The sequence below is a fragment of the Aneurinibacillus migulanus genome (genome assembly GCF_001274715.1).
In the GTDB taxonomy this organism is placed as follows: Bacteria; Bacillota; Bacilli; order Aneurinibacillales; family Aneurinibacillaceae; genus Aneurinibacillus; species Aneurinibacillus migulanus.
Map to the genome: position 1 here is coordinate 4,801,941 of NZ_LGUG01000004.1, position 20,704 is coordinate 4,822,644.

Annotated in this window: 20 protein-coding genes, 3 tRNA genes and 1 other RNA gene; 4 read left to right on the forward strand and 20 right to left on the reverse strand. The window is 44.4% G+C overall.

The window, feature by feature from the left end; translation table 11 throughout:
• Positions 1-2: 2 nt before the first annotated feature.
• From AF333_RS25005 to AF333_RS25025, 5 genes are all read right to left on the reverse strand, one after another.
• Positions 3-695 (reverse strand): CoA transferase subunit A, encoded by a 693-nt coding sequence (locus AF333_RS25005; RefSeq protein ID WP_043068126.1) that lies wholly within the window; start codon positions 693-695, stop codon positions 3-5.
• A gap of 75 nt (positions 696-770) precedes the next feature.
• Positions 771-2,165 carry a GntP family permease gene (locus AF333_RS25010; RefSeq protein WP_043068127.1) on the reverse strand — a complete coding sequence of 465 codons (1,395 nt, stop codon included), beginning with the start codon at positions 2,163-2,165 and terminating at the stop codon, positions 771-773.
• A gap of 337 nt (positions 2,166-2,502) precedes the next feature.
• Entirely contained in the window at positions 2,503-3,936 is a 1,434-nt protein-coding gene (locus AF333_RS25015) for a sigma-54 interaction domain-containing protein (RefSeq protein WP_080787932.1), read from the reverse strand.
• 21 nt (positions 3,937-3,957) lie between these two features.
• Positions 3,958-6,324 (reverse strand): AAA family ATPase, encoded by a 2,367-nt coding sequence (locus tag AF333_RS25020; RefSeq protein ID WP_052812347.1) that lies wholly within the window; start codon positions 6,322-6,324, stop codon positions 3,958-3,960.
• 12 nt (positions 6,325-6,336) lie between these two features.
• Positions 6,337-6,636 carry an iron-sulfur cluster biosynthesis family protein gene (locus AF333_RS25025; RefSeq protein WP_043068128.1) on the reverse strand — a complete coding sequence of 100 codons (300 nt, stop codon included), beginning with the start codon at positions 6,634-6,636 and terminating at the stop codon, positions 6,337-6,339.
• Between the two features lie 28 nt (positions 6,637-6,664).
• On the opposite strand from AF333_RS25025, the gene AF333_RS36310 reads away from it, so the two are divergent.
• On the forward strand, positions 6,665-6,952 hold the full coding sequence (locus tag AF333_RS36310) for a hypothetical protein (RefSeq protein WP_235496968.1): 288 nt from the start codon (positions 6,665-6,667) through the stop codon (positions 6,950-6,952).
• 380 nt (positions 6,953-7,332) lie between these two features.
• Here the strand turns inward: AF333_RS36310 and rnpB are convergent.
• From rnpB to AF333_RS25035, 3 genes are all read right to left on the reverse strand, one after another.
• An RNA gene (gene rnpB, locus AF333_RS32400) (RNase P RNA component class B) lies at positions 7,333-7,716 on the reverse strand.
• Positions 7,717-7,774: 58 nt separating this feature from the next.
• Positions 7,775-7,861, reverse strand: a tRNA-Leu gene (locus AF333_RS25030).
• Between the two features lie 17 nt (positions 7,862-7,878).
• A tRNA-Lys gene (locus AF333_RS25035) sits at positions 7,879-7,954 on the reverse strand.
• 428 nt (positions 7,955-8,382) lie between these two features.
• Here AF333_RS25035 and AF333_RS25040 point away from each other — a divergent pair.
• The gene (locus tag AF333_RS25040; RefSeq protein WP_043068129.1) at positions 8,383-8,637 is read left to right on the forward strand and encodes an alpha/beta-type small acid-soluble spore protein; all 255 of its coding nucleotides are present in this window, start codon (positions 8,383-8,385) and stop codon (positions 8,635-8,637) included.
• A gap of 45 nt (positions 8,638-8,682) precedes the next feature.
• On the opposite strand, the gene AF333_RS25045 is transcribed toward AF333_RS25040, so the two are convergent.
• The 4 genes from AF333_RS25045 to AF333_RS25060 all read right to left on the reverse strand — a co-directional run bounded on the left by AF333_RS25045 (position 8,683) and on the right by AF333_RS25060 (position 10,960).
• Positions 8,683-8,883 (reverse strand): hypothetical protein, encoded by a 201-nt coding sequence (locus AF333_RS25045; protein WP_043068130.1) that lies wholly within the window; start codon positions 8,881-8,883, stop codon positions 8,683-8,685.
• A gap of 413 nt (positions 8,884-9,296) precedes the next feature.
• A tRNA-Arg gene (locus AF333_RS25050) sits at positions 9,297-9,373 on the reverse strand.
• Between the two features lie 314 nt (positions 9,374-9,687).
• Complete coding sequence (locus AF333_RS25055; protein WP_043068131.1) at positions 9,688-9,969, reverse strand: hypothetical protein; 282 nt, start codon at positions 9,967-9,969, stop codon at positions 9,688-9,690.
• Positions 9,970-9,991: 22 nt separating this feature from the next.
• Positions 9,992-10,960: a hypothetical protein gene (locus AF333_RS25060; protein WP_043068132.1), complete on the reverse strand. Its 969-nt coding sequence runs from the start codon at positions 10,958-10,960 to the stop codon at positions 9,992-9,994.
• Between the two features lie 345 nt (positions 10,961-11,305).
• Between AF333_RS25060 and AF333_RS25065 the strand changes: the two genes are divergently transcribed.
• The gene (locus AF333_RS25065; RefSeq protein WP_043068133.1) at positions 11,306-11,803 is read left to right on the forward strand and encodes an N-acetyltransferase; all 498 of its coding nucleotides are present in this window, start codon (positions 11,306-11,308) and stop codon (positions 11,801-11,803) included.
• 39 nt (positions 11,804-11,842) lie between these two features.
• On the opposite strand, the gene AF333_RS36315 is transcribed toward AF333_RS25065, so the two are convergent.
• The 3 genes from AF333_RS36315 to namA all read right to left on the reverse strand — a co-directional run bounded on the left by AF333_RS36315 (position 11,843) and on the right by namA (position 14,632).
• Positions 11,843-12,898, reverse strand: a complete 1,056-nt coding sequence (locus AF333_RS36315; protein WP_235356707.1) for a YkvA family protein — start codon at positions 12,896-12,898, stop codon at positions 11,843-11,845.
• Positions 12,899-12,996: 98 nt separating this feature from the next.
• Positions 12,997-13,401, reverse strand: a complete 405-nt coding sequence (locus tag AF333_RS25075) for an ATP-binding protein (RefSeq protein ID WP_043068134.1) — start codon at positions 13,399-13,401, stop codon at positions 12,997-12,999.
• 205 nt (positions 13,402-13,606) lie between these two features.
• Positions 13,607-14,632: an NADPH dehydrogenase NamA gene (gene namA, locus AF333_RS25080; RefSeq protein ID WP_043068135.1), complete on the reverse strand. Its 1,026-nt coding sequence runs from the start codon at positions 14,630-14,632 to the stop codon at positions 13,607-13,609.
• Positions 14,633-14,879: 247 nt separating this feature from the next.
• Here namA and AF333_RS25085 point away from each other — a divergent pair, with 247 nt between their 5' ends.
• A complete protein-coding gene (locus AF333_RS25085) occupies positions 14,880-15,380 on the forward strand; it encodes a DUF2062 domain-containing protein (RefSeq protein WP_043068136.1) in 501 nt (166 codons plus the stop codon).
• A gap of 146 nt (positions 15,381-15,526) precedes the next feature.
• On the opposite strand, the gene AF333_RS25090 is transcribed toward AF333_RS25085, so the two are convergent.
• The 5 genes from AF333_RS25090 to AF333_RS25110 form a co-directional block, all read right to left on the reverse strand.
• Complete coding sequence (locus AF333_RS25090) at positions 15,527-16,321, reverse strand: ABC transporter ATP-binding protein (protein ID WP_043068137.1); 795 nt, start codon at positions 16,319-16,321, stop codon at positions 15,527-15,529.
• Positions 16,314-17,270, reverse strand: a complete 957-nt coding sequence (locus AF333_RS25095; RefSeq protein ID WP_043068138.1) for an ABC transporter permease — start codon at positions 17,268-17,270, stop codon at positions 16,314-16,316. The genes AF333_RS25090 and AF333_RS25095 overlap by 8 nt, the downstream gene beginning before the upstream one ends.
• 122 nt (positions 17,271-17,392) lie before the next feature.
• On the reverse strand, positions 17,393-18,454 hold the full coding sequence (locus tag AF333_RS25100) for an ABC transporter substrate-binding protein (protein ID WP_235355996.1): 1,062 nt from the start codon (positions 18,452-18,454) through the stop codon (positions 17,393-17,395).
• Between the two features lie 232 nt (positions 18,455-18,686).
• The gene (locus AF333_RS25105; protein WP_043068139.1) at positions 18,687-18,971 is read right to left on the reverse strand and encodes a hypothetical protein; all 285 of its coding nucleotides are present in this window, start codon (positions 18,969-18,971) and stop codon (positions 18,687-18,689) included.
• A 239-nt stretch (positions 18,972-19,210) separates the two neighbouring features.
• On the reverse strand, positions 19,211-20,647 hold the full coding sequence (locus AF333_RS25110) for an amino acid permease (RefSeq protein WP_043068311.1): 1,437 nt from the start codon (positions 20,645-20,647) through the stop codon (positions 19,211-19,213).
• Between the last annotated feature and the right edge of the window lie 57 nt (positions 20,648-20,704).

Sequence of the window (20,704 nt, forward strand, 5' to 3'; positions counted from 1 at the left end):
CGTTATGCTTGCCGCACCGTTCTGCGTTCAATTCGTTTCTCGTATTTCTCGCATTGAATGATACGTTGCACATATACACTCGGTGTATGAATTTGATCAGGCTCAAGTTCACCTGTCTCTACGAGTTCTTCGACTTCAGCAATCGTAACTTTACCGGCCGCCGCCATCATCGGATTGAAGTTGCGTGAGGTCTTGTTATATATCAAGTTCCCCATTTTATCGCCCTTCCAGGCCTTAATTAGTGAAAAATCAGCAGTCAATCCCATCTCCAACAAGTATTCCTTACCATTAAACGTACGAACCTCTCGCCCTTCTGCAAGTGGTGTTCCGACACCAGCTGGCGTATAAAAGGCTGGTATACCTGCGCCGCCCGCACGAATGCGCTCCGCCAATGTGCCCTGAGGCACCAACTCTACTTCTAGTTCACCTGATAAGAACTGTCGTTCAAATTCTTTATTTTCACCAACGTAAGAGGAAATCATTTTCTTGATTTGCTTATTTTGTAGAAGCAGGCCAAGACCCCAGTCGTCCACCCCGCAGTTATTCGAAATAATCGTTAAGTCCTGTACTCCCCGGTCACGCAACCCAAGGATTAATTTTTCGGGAATGCCGACCAATCCAAAACCGCCCACCATAATGGTAGCTCCGTCCTGAATCCCGTTTAAAGCTTCATCAATTGACGTAAATACACTCACTCGACTCACTCCTCACTGGATTTATAAGTATGCAGTAGTACATCATATTGCAATCGCTTGCAAGCAAGCGAAAAGTTAAACAATACCAAACATGTAGTAAAGTGCGATAATAAAGAATACAGCTACTGTTTTGATAAGTGTCATCGCAAAAATATCAATATACGATTGTTTATGTGTTAACCCAGTCACCGCAAGCAATGTAATGACCGCGCCATTGTGTGGAAGCGTATCCATTCCACCGGACGCCATAGATGCGACACGATGCAGCACTTCTGGATTAATACCGAGCTTCTGCGCCTGTTCAAGGTAAGTTTCACCCATTGCCGCGAGTGCGATGCTCATACCTCCGGATGCAGAACCCGTAATTCCGGCAAGTGTCGTTGTGGTGACCGCTTCATTAACCAGCGGGTCCGTAAACGTATTGGCCATCGCATTGTTTACCGCCTTGAAACCAGGCAGCAATGCGATAATTCCGCCGAATCCATATTCGGACGCCGTATTCAAAGTAGCCAGCATTGCGCCACCAATCGATACATTAATTCCGGCATTAAAGTTCTCTTTGATTCGTTTGAACGAAAAAATAAGTACGGTTAGAATCCCTAGTACAAGCGCCCCTTCAACGGCCCAGATCGCCGTCTCTTTCGAGATATCGACCGGGTTTACTTTCTGGATGTTAATTGCCGTAAAGTCAAACGTCTTGCCATAGAATTGTGGAATCAGATTCGTGAAGATTTTATTAAATACGCCCACAATAATGAGCGGCAGAATGGCAATAATAGGATGCGGCAGTTTCTCGTCAGCAAGCTGTTCCGGCTCGTTCTTATGCCCTGTTCCATATCCTTCGCCTGCTGCCTTCGCTTTTCTTCTTCTCCATTCTAAATAAATCATACCAATAACAAAGACAAAAAGTCCACCGATTAAACCGAGCCATGGCGCAGCCCATGTGTCCGTCTTAAAAAACGTCGTCGGGATGATATTCTGAATTTGCGGCGTTCCTGGGAATGCATCCATTGTAAACGTGAATGCACCAAGGGCGATCGTACCTGGAATGAGGCGTTTCGGAATATCAGCCGCCTTAAACAGTTCCGCAGCGAACGGATACACGGCAAACGCTACAACAAATAAGGAAACTCCGCCGTATGTTAGAATGGCGCCTACCAGTACGATTGCCAGCATCGCGCGGCTCGGTCCGATAATTTTGATTACGGCACTGGTAATCGATTTTGCGAAACCGGACATCTCAATTACTTTTCCAAAAATGGCACCCAATAAAAACACAGGAAAATAATTTTTAATAAAACCAACCATCTTATCCATGAAAACGCCTGAGAAAAATGGAAGCACGTGTCCCGGATCTGTCAGCAATACTGCAAACAGTGCAGCAATAGGTGCAAACAGAATGACGCTAAAGCCGCGGTATGCGACAAACATAAGGAAAAACAGCGCCAGCAAAATAATAATAATTTCCATCTAGCTTCCTCCCCCATATTTTTCTAAAAAACGTAAAACGCTTTCACATTTATGTGAAGATATTTTATCTTCTTTTCATCACTCGCTCTCCTCTTTACTTTTATTGTGCGTTACCATTTTCTTTAAAGCAAATCCCATGCCAACTCCTCTCCAATTTTTTGACAATTCATTTACATATCTTATCGCTCCTGCATCTTTACTATTTTTACTTCCCTTAACACCGGGCTAAACCTTCTTTTTTTCCATAAAACCATTCGCTTTTTTCCGAATTTCAGGACTTTTATTCCAAAAAAATGGACAGATAAGAAATTACTTCATCTGTCCCATAGATTTATTCTTATTCTGCGAGCTGATAGCGTCCTAGCTTGGCATATAAGCTCGACTTGCTAATTCCTAATCGCTTTGCCGCCATTATTTTGTCGCCCTTAGCCTCCAGGATCGCCCTGCGGATCGCTAACGCTTCCGCATGCTCTACAGCCTTTTTCAACGTACCATCGCCTTCTCCATTTTCTTCTGTAGTTAGTTCAGCTTCAAGAAAATCGGTAGGGAGATCCTGTTTTGTAATACAAGAACCGTTCTTGACATATAAAGCGCGTTCCAGTACGTTGCGCAATTCCCGAATATTCCCCGGCCATGAGTATGCCAGTAATGCATCCATTGCTTGCTGCTCAATGCCTTCTACAGAAATTCCCGTTTCCTTCGTAAGCTTCTCCAAAAAATGTTCGATAAGAAGCCCCATATCGCTTTTTCTTCCGCGTAGCGGGGGAATATCAAGCATGACTACGTTTAGACGATAATATAGGTCATGGCGGAATTTTCCTTGCTCTACTAACGAGAGCAAATCTTTATTGGTCGCCGCGATAATACGAACATCCACCGACTCCGGCTTGTCTGCTCCAATGGGTTCGATTTCTTTCTCCTGCAGGACACGGAGCAATTTAACTTGCATCAGCAAGGGCATCTCACTAATCTCGTCGAGAAAAATTGTGCCTCCTTTTGCCAATGCGAACTTTCCTTTTTTTCCGGACTTCTTCGCCCCGGTGAACGAACCTTCTTTATAGCCGAACAATTCCGATTCAAGCAATGTATCAGGAATAGCGGCGCAGTTTACCTTGATAAGCGGACCTGCCCCCCGGTAGCTTTCACGATGGATGGCATGCGCGAATAATTCTTTCCCCGTGCCGCTCTCGCCTTTTAGCAATATTGTCGTATCACTCTTTGCCACCCTTTGTCCAAGGCGCTTGACTTTTTCCAGTTCATCACTTGTTCCCAGAATCGTATCGAATGAATACTTGGCTTGCAATCGTTTATCCAATTCACTCTTGTAATAATTCAGCTCTTTACGTAAATTTTCCATTTTTGTGGAAAGGGCAAATAAATCATCCACCTGTTGAAACATGACCGTACCGACGACCGCTGCTACTTCTCCCTGATTAAATACCGGGATTCGGCTTGCGATCATTTCCCGGCCGTTGATTTTTTGCATTTGGGCAATCTCCGGCTTTCCTGTCTGTCCGACAATATGCATGCGCGTGTTTTCGATGACTTCCGTTACATGTTTACCAATCAACTCGCTCAATTTTTTGCCCAGAAAATCGGCATACATTTCATTCGCCATCAAAATGTGCCCTTTCGGATCAACGATTAAAACGCCTTCATACGCATGGTCAATAATCGTTTGTAGCATATCTTTCTCTTCTTTTACTTTCTGCGCTTTGCCCGCCAAATCCACCAGCAGACGATGTACCCATCCATTTTGTCGGATAATCATGACGCTCCTCCCCCTATTCCGTTACTCATGCAATGGCTCCGACTGTAACAGGGGTATACCGCAAACATCCGCTTCTTCAAGCCGCATCAATTCTTCCGTTGTAAACGAAGTTTGTCCAGTATCCGTCAACCGTCTCGCCTGCCGTTGTGCCGCCTCCTCAATAACTGTACGCGCCAGTCGAGCATTGCCATTCATGCCTCTGCCTCGTTCTGTAAAAATTTTCCGTAAACGGCTCAGCGCAGTGAGAGAGAGATGATACCCTATGTCGGAAGCATACCTTTTAGCTACCTCCACCAACTCCTCGGGTGAATAATCCGGAAAGTGAAACTGTTTCTTGAAACGGGAACGAAGCCCCGGATTCGTATTCAATAATTCTTTTATCAACTCGGGATACCCGGCCAGAACAACCACCAGATTTTCCCTATGCTTTGTCATTTCTTCTACAAGCGTATCGAGCGCCTCTGTACTATAATCGTTCGTTCCAGCAGGAATGAGCGAGTGGGCTTCATCGACAAACAGCACCCCGCCGAGCGCTTCTGCGACTTTTCGTTTGGTCCTAACCGCTGTCTGTCCAACATATTCGGCGACCATATCCGCACGTCCTACAGTGACAAGATGACCTCGCTTTAGCATGCCGACTTCTTTCAGAATAGATGCGTACACTTGTGCTACCGTCGATTTTCCGGTGCCTGGGTTCCCAAAAAATATGGCGTGTAATTCCACTGGCACTGCCAGCAATCCTTGTTCTTTTCTTTTTTGTTGGATAGACAAAAATGAAAATAGTGTCGATATCTCATCTTTTATGCTTGAAAGACCAACTAGCCTATCCAAATATTCTGCAGCTGATCTTACTTTCGGCACGGGAAGAGCAAAATCTTCCGCATATAAAATCGTATACTCATCAGAGGGTAACTCTTCTGTTCGAGCTAATTTTCGACCTTTCGACGTAATGGCATCCAGGATGATATTTTTTACCGTACGAGCATTACCGAATGTCGTGTCCACTCTTTCAGCCTCAATGCGCTCTTCAAGCGCGGCAAGCGCACTTTCTGTCATTACGAACTCATTATCCCTTGCTACTAGCTGTCCGATAGCCGTAAGCTCGTCCATCGTGAAATCCTCCATTACAAAATGCCCACTCTCCGGGAATCGGCTGCGCAAACCCGGATTCGCCCGGAGGAAAGTACGCATCTCCTCTGGATACCCTGCCAATACAACAGCGAATGTACCTGCATACTCACCGCCAGTCATCGCCGCCACCAGCGTATCGATTGCTACCTGTCCGAAATCGTTCTCCGCACTGCCAGCGCGTTTTAAACTGTATGCTTCATCGATGAATAGTACTCCCCCCACAGCACGCTGTACAGCTTCCATCACCTTCTGTTCCGTATGCCCTACATATGATCCGACCAAATGAGAGCGATCCACTTCGATTACGGACGCATGCTCTAAGAGCCCCAACTCATGGTAGATTTCGGCAAGCAAACGGGCAATCGTCGTCTTTCCTGTGCCCGGATTTCCCATCAAAATCGCATGCAAACCGATACGATCGCGCATAGCAAGCCCTTTCTCATTTCTTTTTGTCAAATACAGCAGAAAATAATACAAATCCCGAATACGCTGTTTAATATCAGTCATACCGATAAGTCGATCCAATCTTTCCAATGCGGAAGGGGCTACAGGCACTTCTCTACGGTATGACGAGAATATCCGGTTCCATCTTTCGATATATTCATTCATTTTCTCAATAGAATGGTTTAATTCCTGCAAAAATTCTTCAGGCGCGAATAAACCGTTAATGGAACGGCTATATGCAAGCGAGCGTCCGTCTACTTCACGCACCACTTCCGGCAACTCATCAAGGAGCGAAACAGCTTGCTGCCAAATAGTGTCATGCGAATCTAGGTACGTTTGCGCTTGTCTCCCCCGCTCGATTTGCTGCTTTGCTTCTTGCCATATTTCGTTTGTCAAACGTTGCATCTCCTGCTGGAGTTCAATGGTTTTCTGCTTCCGATATTCAGATGGATCGACTTGTCGAAGAGGGGAGAACGAAATATCTTCAAATAAGGAAGCGAGCTTAGCCAGTACAATGTCCCGTATGTACTTCCAGGCCGTGTTCTGTAAGGAATCAAGCTCAACTGCACGCATTAACCACTCAACTGCACGTCCGCCTTGCGGATGATGATTCCATTGCAAAATGCCCAGAGTGGTATACAAAAGCGCTTCTAATGGTCGCAGCCGCTCTTCATCAATTTGCGTCTTCCAGTGCGCAAGCTGCGCATACAACTCGGCTGCACGGGCTTCTCCCACCTGCGGATTTCGTTTTGTCTCTTCAGACAATGTGTGAACAGCTTCTGTCCATTCATCAAATTGCAACGTTCGATTCATAGAGCATCTCCTTTATGTCAACGAAGGATTATAAAATTCAAAGCCGTATTCTCCTAAGTATTTGTTATGTGTAATCGTTCCCCCGTCAAAGTACCATGCATCTCCTTCCCGGATGAAGAATCGTATCCCTTCTACTTCAAACGTAGCATCATGAGATCCAACTTCTTCCGGTAAATACTTTTCCACCGCATAGAATAGACCACCCGTACCGGGACCGCCTGTCCGGACGTACAGACGATAACATTCTCCGTCTTGAAAGTTTGCGTATTTCTTATAAGCCCGTACCGCTTCCGGTGTAATGGTAAACTGCATGGCCGCCCTCTCCTTCATTTTTTATGTAATGATACATAAGGGTGTTGATTATCCAGTACCATACAAAGTGGGTAGCCACCACACCGTGCCCCAAACGGGCGGCGGTTCGTCTCCTGCACTGAAGCATAGAAGGCCGCTTTTTGCCCCCGCCAGGCGGGACCGCAAAACATCTGGGCAGATGCGAAGAAGGAGACAGTTGCTGTCCTCTTTCGCCTGGCCGGGGCATTCGCTCGGGAAGGGAGACGAAAGGCCTTGTTTGTGTCCCGTTGTGGCGGTCTTTTCCTGTCTGAACAATCAACACCCTTGGTATCCATAGATGGATAGAAAAGAAGGACGCGTACGGCGTGCGACCCCTTTGTTTTTTACAGCAGAGCTGTATAAAGGTAGCTAGAACTGTTGCCTGCGGCACCAGTCAAGTTTTCTTTACTGTGTGGAGCGTGTGACGCCAAGGACGAAACTGACCGGCAACTGTCTCCCGCACCGAGAGGCCCAGATGTTTTGCCGGTCCGGCCTTGGCGCCACAAAGCGGCCGTAGCTCTTCCCTGCAAGAAAAAGACGAGGGAACACGCCTACGCGTTCACCTTCTTTCTTCCAGTATATAGATAACCAATAGGTGTGTAGTAATACATGTAGAAAAAACCGTCCCAAACTACGGAACGGTTTTTATATAACAATAAATATAGCGGCCATAAGAAGTGATGTAAGCCAGGTTTTGTACTTCCCGTACTCATCGCGGCAGCCAGCCTGGTACACGGAAGTGACAGTCATCTATCTACGGGAATAAATTCCCGTCTATCCTCCAGTTCGTTTCCCTTTGGATAGTGCCCCTACCAAAATTTGGGTTGCTCGCTTGCGGGGTTTACCTCGTTCCACCTCTGCCGTTTCCGACAAAGCTTCGTCACTGTGGCACTTTCAGGCTATTTTCGGCATATTCCGAAGAACGTAGCCGATTTCACCGCCGTCAGCCGGTAACCCGACTGCCCTACCTTGCGATAGGCACAAACACTCCAGACATTACAGTCTGGGCGAGCCTGGACTTTCCTCTATTCATCTGACGATGAACAGCGACTGTCCACACTTCTTATGTTATAAGATTATACACATATTAATATCTTCATCATACCTTTATAACGAACAATGGTGCGGACGAAGGGACTTGAACCCCCACGGTATTGCTACCACTAGAACCTGAATCTAGCACGTCTGCCGATTCCGCCACGTCCGCATGCAAGATGAAGAAAATGGTGAGCCATACTGGACTCGAACCAGTGACACCCTGATTAAAAGTCAGGTGCTCTACCAACTGAGCTAATGGCTCGCTGACGTCCCAGGAGAGACTCGAACCCCTAACCGACAACTTAGAAGTTTCAACACTATGCTTCCGATATGTCAACGTATTGTCAAACGGTAACTGTGCGTCTAAGATCTAAGCTGTCTGAAGGATTAACGAAGCTCCTCAGACTAAACATGCGTTTGTTTCCAACGGATATTATCTTATCATAAGGCACAAGATAATGTAAAGTCATATTTTAAAACAAATATATCCATAAACAAAAAAATCGGCGCAGTCCCTAGAATTGCATTGTCTAATACGTATATAAATCATCTGTAATGTTACCTTCTTTTCGTAAAGCATCCACCAACGATTAACGGTTTGACGCAACATTAACATTATCTACAAAATATTCCTTTAAATATATAACCCTTTCCTCTCGCAGGAAATCCTACTACAAAGGAGGAATAAACATGGCAAGAAGAAATAAAATACTTGTTCCAGAGGCAAGAAAAGAATTGGATAATTTAAAAGCTAAAGTAGTTAACACTCAAAGTCCCGCAAATGCTAAATTCGAGGCTGCAAAGGAAGTAGGCGTTCCTCTAAAACAGGGATACAACGGACAGCTTACTTCCAAACAAGCAGGTCAGGTTGGTGGCAAATTAGGTGGGAGTATGGTGAGGGAACTTGTAAAGATAGCTCAGGAAAATTTGAGTAAAAAATCTTAATTGAAAAGTGCCCTCTAACGATTAACCACGCTGGAGGGCGCTTTTTTATTCTTGCGGCGGTACTCCAATCGTTTCTTGTGATGACATTTGTTTTTGCGCTTTAGCTACGTGATTATGTTCATCTTGGTTGTTGAATTCGTTATTCTCTTTTTGCATCAGTTCCTCTTGCGTTGTGATATCCGGTCCCGAACGTACTAATTTACGCAGATGTCTATCTACCATGACCCGATCTGTGAAATCTGTCATATGTTGTATTCCCCTTTCCACAATAGCCTTGTACTTCGCGCTATTAGGTTGCCCGTAACTCTAGGCAGCATACAGAATGATTTTAATAATGTAACCAGTAATATCACCAAGCGTTCGCGGACACATTCCCTTCGCATCTCTCGCCTTCACAAATATATCTAAAGCTTCTTCGATTATGTAACAAATACTTATAAGTCAGACATTAGTAGCCCGTCGGTCTTTGGACGTGGCCGTCGCGTCTCTTTCTCCGATAAATTTACATTTCATTTTCCGAGCCCCCTCCAAGTTCGTCATTTTGTTTCACGTACGTCTCTGGTATACACCAACGGACAATACAAAAAGCGCTACACTAACGTCTTGTCACCGTTTGATTTAACGATGATAAAACGTTAATATAGCGCTTAATATTCGTATGGCGTCCCAGGAGAGATTCGAACTCCCGACCGACGGCTTAGAAGGCCGTTGCTCTATCCAGCTGAGCTACTGGGACATTGTATTATATAATGCAGCGACAAGATTTATATTATCACATAAAACCGGTTCAATACAAGAGTATTTTTTAGAAAAACGAAAAAAAAAATTATTCCAAGCATAAAAAAACTCGCAGACATTGCTACCCGTCCTTTTTCCACAACGAAGCCAAACGACCGTTTTGTATCACTTCGATCGGCCCGACAAAACTCGCGCGCTTTTCAAGTAAAATGATAAAGAAAAAAGTATATGTGGCTTTCTTTACAGTGACATATACTTTCTTCTCCATAAATAAAGGAACTGGTAAGGCTCGACAGGCAGCCTTACCAGCATTTATTCCTGCACGTGCAGTCCAGCGGAAAACCATCCAGATACTTTATCATATTCTCGCCAATATTGTTCCCATTTGACGATGAATGATTCCATTGCCGTAATCCATCCCAACAGATAGTCTCTCTCCCGAGCCAACTCGGCAATTCCCTGCACATTATTCTGCTGAAAACACATTCGAACTTCTTCTTCAATCCACTGCACTTGCAGTCGCTTGTGATCGACAACCTGCCGCAGACGTTCAAAGCGACGATGCAATGCGTCGAGCTTTTCAATCGCTTCCATCTCTACGGCCATCCTTCATACGTTATTTATTTACAGCTTCGACAACTTTTTCAAGCGCAGCAACAATCGCTTCACACTTCTCTTTTTCTGCTACCAGAGTCGAAATAGCAGACATGTTGTTTCCTTTGAAGTGTTCCAGTACTTCTTCTTCCATTTCTTTGATACGTTGCTCCAACTTCTCTGTAGAATCCTGCGCATTTACAAGTACATCTTCAAATACGCTTGCTGTCTTCATATCGTTTGCCATCGTTATAGCAACCTCCTCTTCCCTTTGAATGTTTTCTGTTATTGCGGTGCTTTCTTGATCTAATGCTGTTGCCTGAACTTCTTCTGTTTGCAACTGCACTTTTTCCTCATTATCCCCGCTGTTCTCGGCTTCGCCTTCATCATCGATTAGTACCAGTCCCTCGATAACACGGAACCTTTCGTCGCCTTCTGGCACGAATACATAATCACGACGCGACAGATTCAGCTCATGTTCCATCATCAGCAGCAATTGTGTAAGAGGCAATTGTTTAATCTGCTTATTTGCAAGAAAACGGTGTAGACGATCATTAGCGATTTCCCAACGAGCCAGATACCATAAATCTGAACCTGCAAATTGGACAAAGCGCGAATCTTTATACAGTGGTAGCTTGTTTTCTGCATAACTATAAGAAATGATATTCTGTCGGCGCAGTTTTTTCAGACACTGCTCAGCCGTAAGCGGTCCTTTATTCTCCAAGAAATAGCGGACCAACTCTTCCGCGATCAGGTCGCGAAACGGGGCTTCCATCTCGATCACCGCATGGGAAGCTCCTACATGAAACGGGGAGATTTCCTCAGCCAGCGCCCCGTCAATCACCTGAGCCGGCGATTGATTCACACGCTGTAAACTTGTACCGTATGTATTCTGCAGGCGGCTTTCTAATTCCTGCCTGGAAAGCGAGCGTTCGCCCGTGCGAAACACTTTTTTTAACATACTGCTCGGCGTATATACTAACTCACTCATTCCAAGACCCCTTTACACATGTCTTATCGTGTATTATCATACCATGTTCTGCCCATTGATGGACGGGAATTTTAGTGTTTTGTTCATTTTTCCTACTGTACCTGCTTCAAACCGACCACTTATATACTCACCATTTCTTCATAATCACTAAGCTGCAGGAAATACCGTTCAAATTTTTTACTGTATGATTAGATAGAAATAACTTTCTTCACTTCATAAAAATGCATTTATATTCACATTACATATAGACATAACAAGGATAACACTGTATATTTATTATTATTAATCTGATAATTATTCAATAATCTATTGCATAGAAGCAATTTTTTATGGAGGGATAGCTTTATGTTTATTCGCAAGGCAAAAATACAGGACCTCGATGGAATGATGGCCTTAATTAACGAATATGCTCAGCAAGGTCTGATGCTCCCGCGGTCGAAGCTATCGCTCTGTGAAACACTCCACTGCTTTTCAGTTGTCATCGACAGTGAGGGAGAAGTCAGCGAACCAGGTACCGTTATTGGTGTAGGGGGGCTTCATATCTTATGGGAAGATCTAGCCGAAGTACGATCGCTCGCTATTTCGGAAAAAGCAAAGGGAAAAGGGCTCGGCAAAAAGCTGGTCAATCATCTGGTGGATGAAGCAGAACAAATTGGGCTGCGTCGTGTCATGTCCTTAACATATCAGCAGGAATTTTTCGAGAAATGCGCTTTCTATGTAGTACAAAAAGAAACACTGCCACATAAAGTATGGAAGGATTGTGTTAATTGTTCGAAATTCCCAAGTTGTGATGAAATTGCAATGATTAAAGACCTAGAACCAGCGGCAGTAATCGCTAAATAAGAAAAATGGCGAAGCCTCCAATCAAGGCTTCGCCATTTTTTATTTGCGGTTTTTGAACACCTTTTTTATCATCTCAAAACTGCGTTTTCCGACAAGTGAATCAGCCTTGCTTAACACATCACGAATAACCGCTATAATGTTCTTGTCACCGTTCCAATGTTCATTAATAATCTTCTCGTCTACATCAACCAACATTTTATTCAGTGCCAGAGTAGCAAAGATAATATCATCAGCGTATCCTACTGGTCCCATAAATACCTCAGGAATAATATCAAGCGGCGTCATAAAGTATAACACTGCAGCCAGCGCAATTGATTTCGAACGTAAAGGAATGCGTTTATCCTTGGCTAACCTTGCAAGCAGTACGAACAAGTCCGGAGCAAGCAACAAGTACGGGGCCGCTTTTTCCGCTCGCTGGTCGCCCATCTTCTCCCGCATATACTTCTCTATCTTTTCCCGCAACTGATCATAATAGCGTTTGTGCTCACGCTCCAGCACGACCAATTCTCCATCCATATAAGAGTGCGTCTCTTTTTCAAATGGCGGTGCCTCCATCTCGCTCATCGGTTCCATCCAGTCGAACTCCAATGATTCAATCTGAAGCTCTGGCGGACCGCTCACTTCCAAACATAGCGCTTCTCTTTCTATCGTAAGCGAATCGACCGTAATGCTCTGCAAAACTGGATACACACTGGCCAGGGGTGCCAACTGTACGGTAATTCGCGTATCGGACACATGGATATCCTGCTGACCAGCCAATACTTCCATCAGCAACGTTTTTCCAGTAAAATTTTTCGTCAAAAATATTTCAGTTTCATGTAGTAATCTTTGTGCAAGCGATACTTTTTCTTTCTGTACTTCTTCTGTGTAAATCAGTGTAATGTATCTTCCGGAAGCGTCAAATCGGAACGTATCAAGCTGCAGTGTATACAGTACAGGCAGCCACTCACCGCGCATCTTCACCTGTGCTTTGGCTACCACATACCCTTCATACAAGCGAATCGTATTCAAATAAATATCATTAGGGAGCAGCTGGTTGAGCCGGGGCAATACCGCTGCATTGATAATATGTTCATTCACTCTCATTCGAATCATCGACTCCTCTCTCAGCTTTGCTACTGCTTTAGCCTTCCATACGTATAGTAGAATAGAAAGGTTCCATCCAAAAAACAAGCAGGACGGGATGGCTCTACCTACCCATCCTGATTATCATCTTGATCCGGGAGCCACTTTCTAATGATAATACAAGTTCCTACCCCAACTTTACTTTCGATATGGAATTCATCCATTAACCGTTTCGTACCAGATAGCCCCAGTCCCAATCCGTTACCCGTAGTCATGCCGTCCTGCATCGCCTCTTTAATATTTTGGATGCCCGGTCCCTCATCCTGAACCCTTATTTCCAAGCATCGTTCACTCTTCTTAAACTGGATGTAACCTCTTATTCCATAATTAATCACGTTACGCGTCAACTCAGATATACTTACGGTAATCTTCGTCTGATCTACTACGGAAAACCCCATTTCCCGCGCTAGCGACCTCCCGAATGATGCTGCGACAATGATATCTTCCTCACTTTCAATTGCCAATTGAATCATGGCATCTCTCCCTGTATCTATAGTCTGTAATTATCTATATAAATTACGCTTGATTTTGACATCTCATCAAATCATATATATATTGTACCCACTTATAAACAGCAAAAAAGCATTCCGGCAAAAAAAGCCGAAATGCTTTCCTTTTATGACTAAATGCGAATTGACTTCTTCAGGAAAGCTCGCTATGTAAAATGGCGAGAGGATGTCACTTGAATCCACGCTCGTACTGACGCGGTCCTGCATATTCACGATGCCGCTCTTTTGAAGCCTGTAGCACCCAATATGGATTGCGTAGAAGCACTCTCCCCAAAAAGATGAGATCCGCCCGTTCATTTCCGATAATTTCGTTCGCTAGTGTGTGCTCTTCAATAAGTCCAACGCTGCCTGTAGCTATGCCTGCTTCGCGGCGGATGGTCTCCGCATATGAGACCTGGTATCCGGGGAAAATTTTCTTAGGGGCAACAGGAAGAATTGCACCGGACGAGCAGTCAATCAGATCAACACCGACCTCCTTTGCGATTTTTGCGATTTCTACGCTATCTTCAATCGTCAGTCCTCCCTCGGCATGGTCTACCGCAGAAAGACGAAGATAAAGCGGATTTTCTTCAGGCCATTCTTGTTTAACCGCTTCGATAACCCGTGTAAGGAATAAGCAACGACTTTTTATATCGCCTCCGTATTTATCTGTTCGTTTGTTAGACAAGGGAGATAAAAATTCATTAATTAAGTAGCCATGCGCTCCATGAATTTCCACGATATCAAATCCGGCCTCCCGCGCTCGGCGCGCACCCTGACGCCATGCTTCTACGACGTCATCAATCTCGGCTTCTGTCAGCTCATGTGGAACCTGGGATTCCTCATCAAAAGGGATCGCACTCGGCGCTACAATCGTCGTATCGTTAAGCCTTGCTTTACGTCCAGCATGTGCCAGTTGGATGGCTGCTGCCGCTCCTTGCGCTTTAACAAACGAGACAATCCGGCCCAGCGGTTCAATATGTTCGTCACTCCATATTCCCAAATCTTGATGGCTAATCCGACCACGAGCTTCTACTGCGGTCGCCTCCTGCATCACAAGCCCGACTCCGCCTACTGCGCGTGTACCATAATGTACATAATGCCAGTCAGTGGCTTTTCCGTCATCTTCCGCGGTATACATGCACATTGGTGACATGACAATCCGATTGCGCAAGGATACATTTTTTTGCGTAAATGGGGTAAAGATATCAGACATCTATAGCGCCTCCTCTTTCAGCATTATCTTCTTATATACTTACACAATTAATGATACTATAAAAATCAAAGGCATACTAACACCCTTTACACATTTTCGTTATAATAAAGTAAAACTTCCATCAGCTTGGGGTTCTGTTCCCTCACTGATGGTTCGTTACACGTATCGAGGGTCTTACTGCCCATCGAATCGGGGTAAATAGTAGCAACAATTGTACAGGCACCCAGACAAGAAATGAGGAATCCACATGTGGAGAAAACTTTATCGAAAAGTGAAGTATCAATACGTTAAGCTGCTTCGGTCCAAAGGAGCTCCTTCCATTGTGGCTCGTAGCTTTGCGCTCGGGATTTTCATTGAATTTATTACGCTCCCTACTCTAGGTTCGGCGTTTTTACTTCTATACCCCTTAAATTTATTAATTCGCGGTAGTTTTGCTGCTTCGCTCATTGGATTTGTCATGGGCAAATTTGTACTCCCCATCTTTTTCGTTCCAAACCTGAGTGTTGGAAATATGCTGGTGGGTAGCAAATTTGGGGCAGCAGCCCATGGACACATGGGTCATATGGGCCTTGTCGCTTTATGGGAATTCGTAAAAGAGAAAGGGGTCGCCTTTTTAGTAGGAAGCGCCACCAATGGTACGATCGTAGCTATAATCTGCTATGCACTTGTCTTTTATGCACTGCAATTGTATCGGAAGAAACGGGAAAATCGCCGTCTGGCGTTACAACTGGAAAAAAATACACACTAAGAAAAGCTCGTGGATATTGTCGGTCTTTTTTGCCCGCCGCACCACACGCTTCACAGGATAAAGACAACTTGGCTGGTGCCAAGCACTTTCTTATCCATTAAACGTAAAAAATCCCCGAAGTTTCTCGGGGATTTTTTACGTTTATTCTATGCAAGTACCGCCCGATCGCTGGTGAACTTCTCCCCGCGCAAGCGCTGGAATTCGGCCAACAATCGTTCTATTGTCAGATTTTTCTTCTCTTCTGATGGAACATCAAGAATAATGGAACCTTTATCCATCATGATTAGACGATTACCTAAATCAAGTGCTTGTTGCATATTATGTGTAACCATCAATGTCGTAAGTTGTTGACGCCCGACAATTTCTTCAGTCAACTCGGTAATCCGTTGGGCGCGTGCGGGATCGAGCGCTGCTGTATGTTCGTCAAGCAGAAGCACCTTCGGTTTAGTGAATGTAGCCATTAGCAAACTTAACGCCTGCCGTTCACCACCGGACAAAAGCCCAACCTGCGCGCTTAAGCGGTTCTCCAATCCAAGGTGCAGCGTCTCCAAATATGTCCGAAATTCATCGCGCCGCCTTGTGTTAACTCCTCTGCTCAGCGTACGCCGTTTGTCGCGTGCATACGCTAAGGCAAGGTTTTCCTCAATTGTCATGGCCGGCGCTGTCCCAGCCATCGGGTCCTGGAATACGCGGCCAATCATCGGCGCACGCTTATATTCAGGAAGATTATTAACCTTCACTCCGTCAATTTCCACTATACCATGGTCTGGCTTAAGCACACCTGAAATAATGTTCATCAACGTTGACTTTCCAGCGCCATTGCTACCAATAATCGTAACGAAGTCACCTGGATTTAGATGAAGATTTACATGGTTAAGGGCTATCTTCTCATCCACGGTTCCTTCGTTAAAGACTACATAGATATCCTCTAGCTTAAGCATGCTTCTTCACCTCGCCTCTCTCCAATACCCTTGACTGCTGTTCACGATTTTTTATACGTGCAGCCCGGCGCTTTCGTTCTTTATAGCCAGCAGAAATGCGTGGCATTATCAGCGCAATAATTACAATTAACGCAGTCATTAATTTCATATCGGACGGATCAAGGCCAACCTGCATAGCAAGCGCAACAACCATACGGTAAATAATCGCTCCCCCGATAACAGCAAATGTTGCACGTACAATCGTACGGTTACCGAAAATCGCTTCTCCGATAATAACGGAAGCAAGACCGATAATAATCATCCCGATTCCCATAGATACATCTGCAAAACCTTGATATTGAGCGTACAACGCGCCGGATAAGGCAACCATACCGTTAGAAATACTTAACCCGATAATAATGGTTGTATCCGTATTGGCAGAGAAGCTGCGAATCATACGCTGATTATTGCCTGTCGCACGAATCGCAAGTCCCACTTCCGTGTGAAGAAACCAGTCATTGATAAATTTGATGACAAGCGCAATCACTGCAACCGCCACCAGTACACCGTAGTCGCCCAGTGCAGAAAGGACCCCCTGGATTTGCGTAAACAGCGTATCTTCACCCAACAATGGAACATTTGCTTTTCCCATAATCCGAAGATTAATGGAATAAAGAGCAATCATAGACAAAATCCCTGATAGCAGGGCATTAATTTTCCCTTTTGTATGCAGAATGCCCGTCATGGCCCCGACTACTAGACCGATTAAAAGCGCAGAAACAGTAGACATGAACGGGGCAAATCCTGCCGTAATCATCGTTGCTCCGACAGCACCACCAGTAGCAAAGCTACCATCTACCGTTAAATCGGGAAAATCCAAAATTCGAAATGTTAAATATACACCAAGTGCCATAATAGCAAAAATAAATCCCGATTCAATTGAACCTTGTAACGCTACACCTACACCCATAGCGTCCTCCTTTCACCTGCTCCTCTAACGTTGTGTGTAATACATGCAGCAGGATTAGGATAAGAAACAAAAAATTCTGTTTCTTATCCTAAAAAGGACCTGCTTACATTTTCTTTTCTTGATTATTTTGTTTCCGTTTTCTCAATCCATTGTGGCTTCCATTTGTCCATTGCTTCTTTCGGAAGCTTATCGATATCAATACCTTGTTCCTTGGCCGCTTCCTTGTTGATAGTAAGGGTCAGCTTGCTCGGATAGCCGATTGGTAACTCTCCTGGCTTAGCTCCTTCTTTCAGAATCTTTACAGCCATCAGGCCGGTATCATATCCGATATCAGAGTATTCGAAACCTACACCCGCAAAGCCGCCGCTGCGGACAGATTCAAGTTCACCCACAAACAGAGGAATTTTGTTTTTATTTGCTGTGCTCACAATTGTTTTCAATGCAGCTACCGCCGTATTGTCCTGTGGCACATAAATCGCATCCACCTTGCCGACCAATGATTCACTCGCCTGCTTTACTTCACTTGTATTCGTTACAGTCGCTTCCACTGGCTTCAGCTGCAATTTTTCCAGCTCTTCTTTTGCGGCCTTTACATTTGCAACTGAATTCGCTTCCCCGCTATTATAAATAATACCTACGTTTTTCGCCTGCGGGAAGAAATCCTTAATGGACTTTATCGTATTTGGAATTGCATCCGGCGGTGTATCAGAAAAGCCTGTAATGTTCTTGCCCGGTTTTTCCAGGTTATCCACAAGCTTGGCGCCTACGGGATCAGATACGGCTGTAAATAGAATCGGCGTATCCTTCACATTTTGCAGTAATGCCTGCGCATTCGGTGTGGCAATAGCTAGAATTAAATCTTGTTTGGACGCTGCGAATTTCTGTGCGATTGTATTCGTATTTGACTGATCAGCCTGTGCATTCTGATAATCAATCTCGAGATTTTTTCCTTCTTCTAGCCCATTTTCTTTCAAAGCTTTAATGAACCCTTCTCGTGCCGCATCTAAAGCCTTATGTTCCACAAACTGCGAAATGCCTACTTTAAACTTCTTCTCACCTTCCGCACCTGCTTCTGTCTTCTTTTCCCCTTCTCCAGCCTGTTGGCTAGCAGTCTGCCCGCCACAGGCAGCAAGCAGCACCATCATCGCTGCAAGAAGAATTCCAAACCAACGCTTCTTTTTCACCACGAATATTCCCCCCTGCTCGGACTTTTGTTTTATTTAACACTCTCATGCACCAAGTAGATTCATTATAGCATGTTCTCTTTTACTTTAAAGCAAAAAATTAACCGAAATATTCGATTTTTTAAAAATAAAAATAGTGAATATGTTGAATTTTCTGCTTTAACGCGTTTGTTGAGGAAAGGAAAAAAAAGAGCCTTTATTTGATTGATAAACCAAATAAGGCCTTTTTTGACTAATTGCTCATTCCTCTAATCATTACAAATACAAATAAATCAAGCGAGATAAGAAAGCCAGCAAAAAAACCAAACATCCCGAACATAAATCGGTTCTTCTTCGCTTTCTCAAATTGCAGCGCTGCGAGACTTCCGACGAAAGGAATAATAATTTCCAATATGATAAACTGTCTTCTCATTTCTTCATTGTCTCCATGGAGCGCTTCTGATGAAATTAAATAATTATATACCGAAAGACCTATGATCACTAACAGAAAAGGACTCATACGTATGAACGTTTTCATTTCCTCACGCCTCCTCTTACCGTTTCTAATGTTACTTCGTTCCTGGCAGACGGTAAAGATAACAGACGTAATGTTCACGAATCTTTGACATCTTATATAGAAACTAAAGATGACGAAGAATTAGGAGAGAATAGAGAAAAGGCCGTCTAAAAACGATCACTTTTATGACCTTTTAAGACAGCCTTCAGCTCCGAAGACAAGCATGCTATCAGATTTTAGAACATTCTAATCAGCCTTCACTAGGAAGCATCAAGATCGCCCCTCTCAAGCTGTATATCATTCCAATCCTTTTTGTGAATTTTGTGTTTAAGCTTAATCTCGTAATACAATGATAGAATGGCTAACCAGCCGATCCCTCCAAATACGGAAACTCTCGTTAAAGGGGAGGTTGCAATTGCTACAAAAGCTATGAGTAGCATTACTAAACCAATAATAGGTAAAGCGGGCCAAAGCGGCATTGCAAATTGAAGTGTTTTCTTCTCTTTATTGGCCCGATGTCTGGAAACCAGCTGACTTACCAAGATTGCACCCCATGTCCACAATGAAGCGAAGGCAGAGGCGCTCGTTATCCAAATATACACATTTTCAGGTGCCAAATACGTAATAACAACTCCAATAGAAATCATAGCTGCCGTCAACCAAACTGCCATATGAGGCACCTGATTTCGATTTAACCTAGTAAATTGAGGGGAATATAACCCCTTACATGCCATACCATAAAGCATTCGGCTGCCACCATATACACCGGTGTTGCAAGAAGAAAGGGCAGATAGAATGATAACCAAATTGACAAGCCCGGCAGCCACTGGAATGCCAATTTTCGCGAACATGAGAACGTAAGGGCTTACATTGCTCTCAACGATATACGTCCATGAAAATGCACTCAGTGCAATCAGGATCGATCCGATATAGAAAAAACAAATCCGTAAGGTCACAGATCGGAAAGCTTTGCGCATTGACGTTCCAGGGTCATGGGATTCTCCTGCCTCAACAGCCAGTGTCTCGATACCGCTATAGACTTGCACAATAAGTGAAATGGTCGCCAAAACCCCTAACCAACCGTAAGGAAGGAATCCGCCATTTGCCCAAAGATTAGTCAAGCCAACAGCTTGTCCATCATTAAAAGCTCCGGTAAGAATAATTAATCCACCAAAGACCATAAACACAGCGATAGCAAAAATCTTCAAAACAGCAAACCAATATTCTACTTCACCGAAAATCCGTACGGCGAGCATGTTGGAAAGGGTAAATAGAGCCAGACCAATCACCCCCGGTATCCAAGTCGGAAAAGAGGGGAACCAATATTGCACTAAATTTCCGATCGCAGCAAGCTCGGACATGACAGTCGCTACCCAGTAAAACCACCACATTCCGCCAGTTAAAAATCCCATCCGAGTACCAAGAAACTCCCCGGCATAATGGCTAAAGGAGCCGGCAACAGGATTTTCTACCGTCATTTCACCGAGTGCCCTCATAACGATAGCTGCAAGTATACCGCATAAGACAAAAGTGATTAACACTCCCGGACCTGCCAACTTTACGGCCGTGGCAGAGCCGTAGAATAAACCTACCCCAATTACTCCTCCAATAGCCAGCATTTGAATTTGACGATTTGTTAAGCTGCGGTTAAGTCCATCTGATCCAGTTTCTTGAGTTTGTGATTCTGTTTCAATCATTGACACAGATAGTCTCCTCCTTTGTCAAAGTACAAATTTGAATCCCGATAGGTCAGA

Bases quoted from the DNA above. Each gene is read 5' to 3' on its own strand.
- AF333_RS25010 (WP_043068127.1), bottom strand. From the start codon at position 2,165: ATGGAAATTATTATTATTTTGCTGGCGCTGTTTTTCCTTATGTTTGTC.
- AF333_RS25015 (WP_080787932.1), bottom strand. From the start codon at position 3,936: ATGATTATCCGACAAAATGGATGGGTACATCGTCTGCTGGTGGATTTG.
- AF333_RS25020 (WP_052812347.1), bottom strand. From the start codon at position 6,324: ATGAATCGAACGTTGCAATTTGATGAATGGACAGAAGCTGTTCACACA.
- AF333_RS25025 (WP_043068128.1), bottom strand. From the start codon at position 6,636: ATGCAGTTTACCATTACACCGGAAGCGGTACGGGCTTATAAGAAATAC.
- AF333_RS36310 (WP_235496968.1), top strand. From the start codon at position 6,665: ATGATACATAAGGGTGTTGATTATCCAGTACCATACAAAGTGGGTAGC.
- AF333_RS25040 (WP_043068129.1), top strand. From the start codon at position 8,383: ATGGCAAGAAGAAATAAAATACTTGTTCCAGAGGCAAGAAAAGAATTG.
- AF333_RS25045 (WP_043068130.1), bottom strand. From the start codon at position 8,883: ATGACAGATTTCACAGATCGGGTCATGGTAGATAGACATCTGCGTAAA.
- AF333_RS25055 (WP_043068131.1), bottom strand. From the start codon at position 9,969: ATGGAAGCGATTGAAAAGCTCGACGCATTGCATCGTCGCTTTGAACGT.
- AF333_RS25060 (WP_043068132.1), bottom strand. From the start codon at position 10,960: ATGAGTGAGTTAGTATATACGCCGAGCAGTATGTTAAAAAAAGTGTTT.
- AF333_RS25065 (WP_043068133.1), top strand. From the start codon at position 11,306: ATGTTTATTCGCAAGGCAAAAATACAGGACCTCGATGGAATGATGGCC.
- AF333_RS36315 (WP_235356707.1), bottom strand. From the start codon at position 12,898: ATGATTCGAATGAGAGTGAATGAACATATTATCAATGCAGCGGTATTG.
- AF333_RS25075 (WP_043068134.1), bottom strand. From the start codon at position 13,401: ATGATTCAATTGGCAATTGAAAGTGAGGAAGATATCATTGTCGCAGCA.
- namA (WP_043068135.1), bottom strand. From the start codon at position 14,632: ATGTCTGATATCTTTACCCCATTTACGCAAAAAAATGTATCCTTGCGC.
- AF333_RS25085 (WP_043068136.1), top strand. From the start codon at position 14,880: ATGTGGAGAAAACTTTATCGAAAAGTGAAGTATCAATACGTTAAGCTG.
- AF333_RS25090 (WP_043068137.1), bottom strand. From the start codon at position 16,321: ATGCTTAAGCTAGAGGATATCTATGTAGTCTTTAACGAAGGAACCGTG.
- AF333_RS25095 (WP_043068138.1), bottom strand. From the start codon at position 17,270: ATGGGTGTAGGTGTAGCGTTACAAGGTTCAATTGAATCGGGATTTATT.
- AF333_RS25105 (WP_043068139.1), bottom strand. From the start codon at position 18,971: ATGAAAACGTTCATACGTATGAGTCCTTTTCTGTTAGTGATCATAGGT.
- AF333_RS25110 (WP_043068311.1), bottom strand. From the start codon at position 20,647: ATGATTGAAACAGAATCACAAACTCAAGAAACTGGATCAGATGGACTT.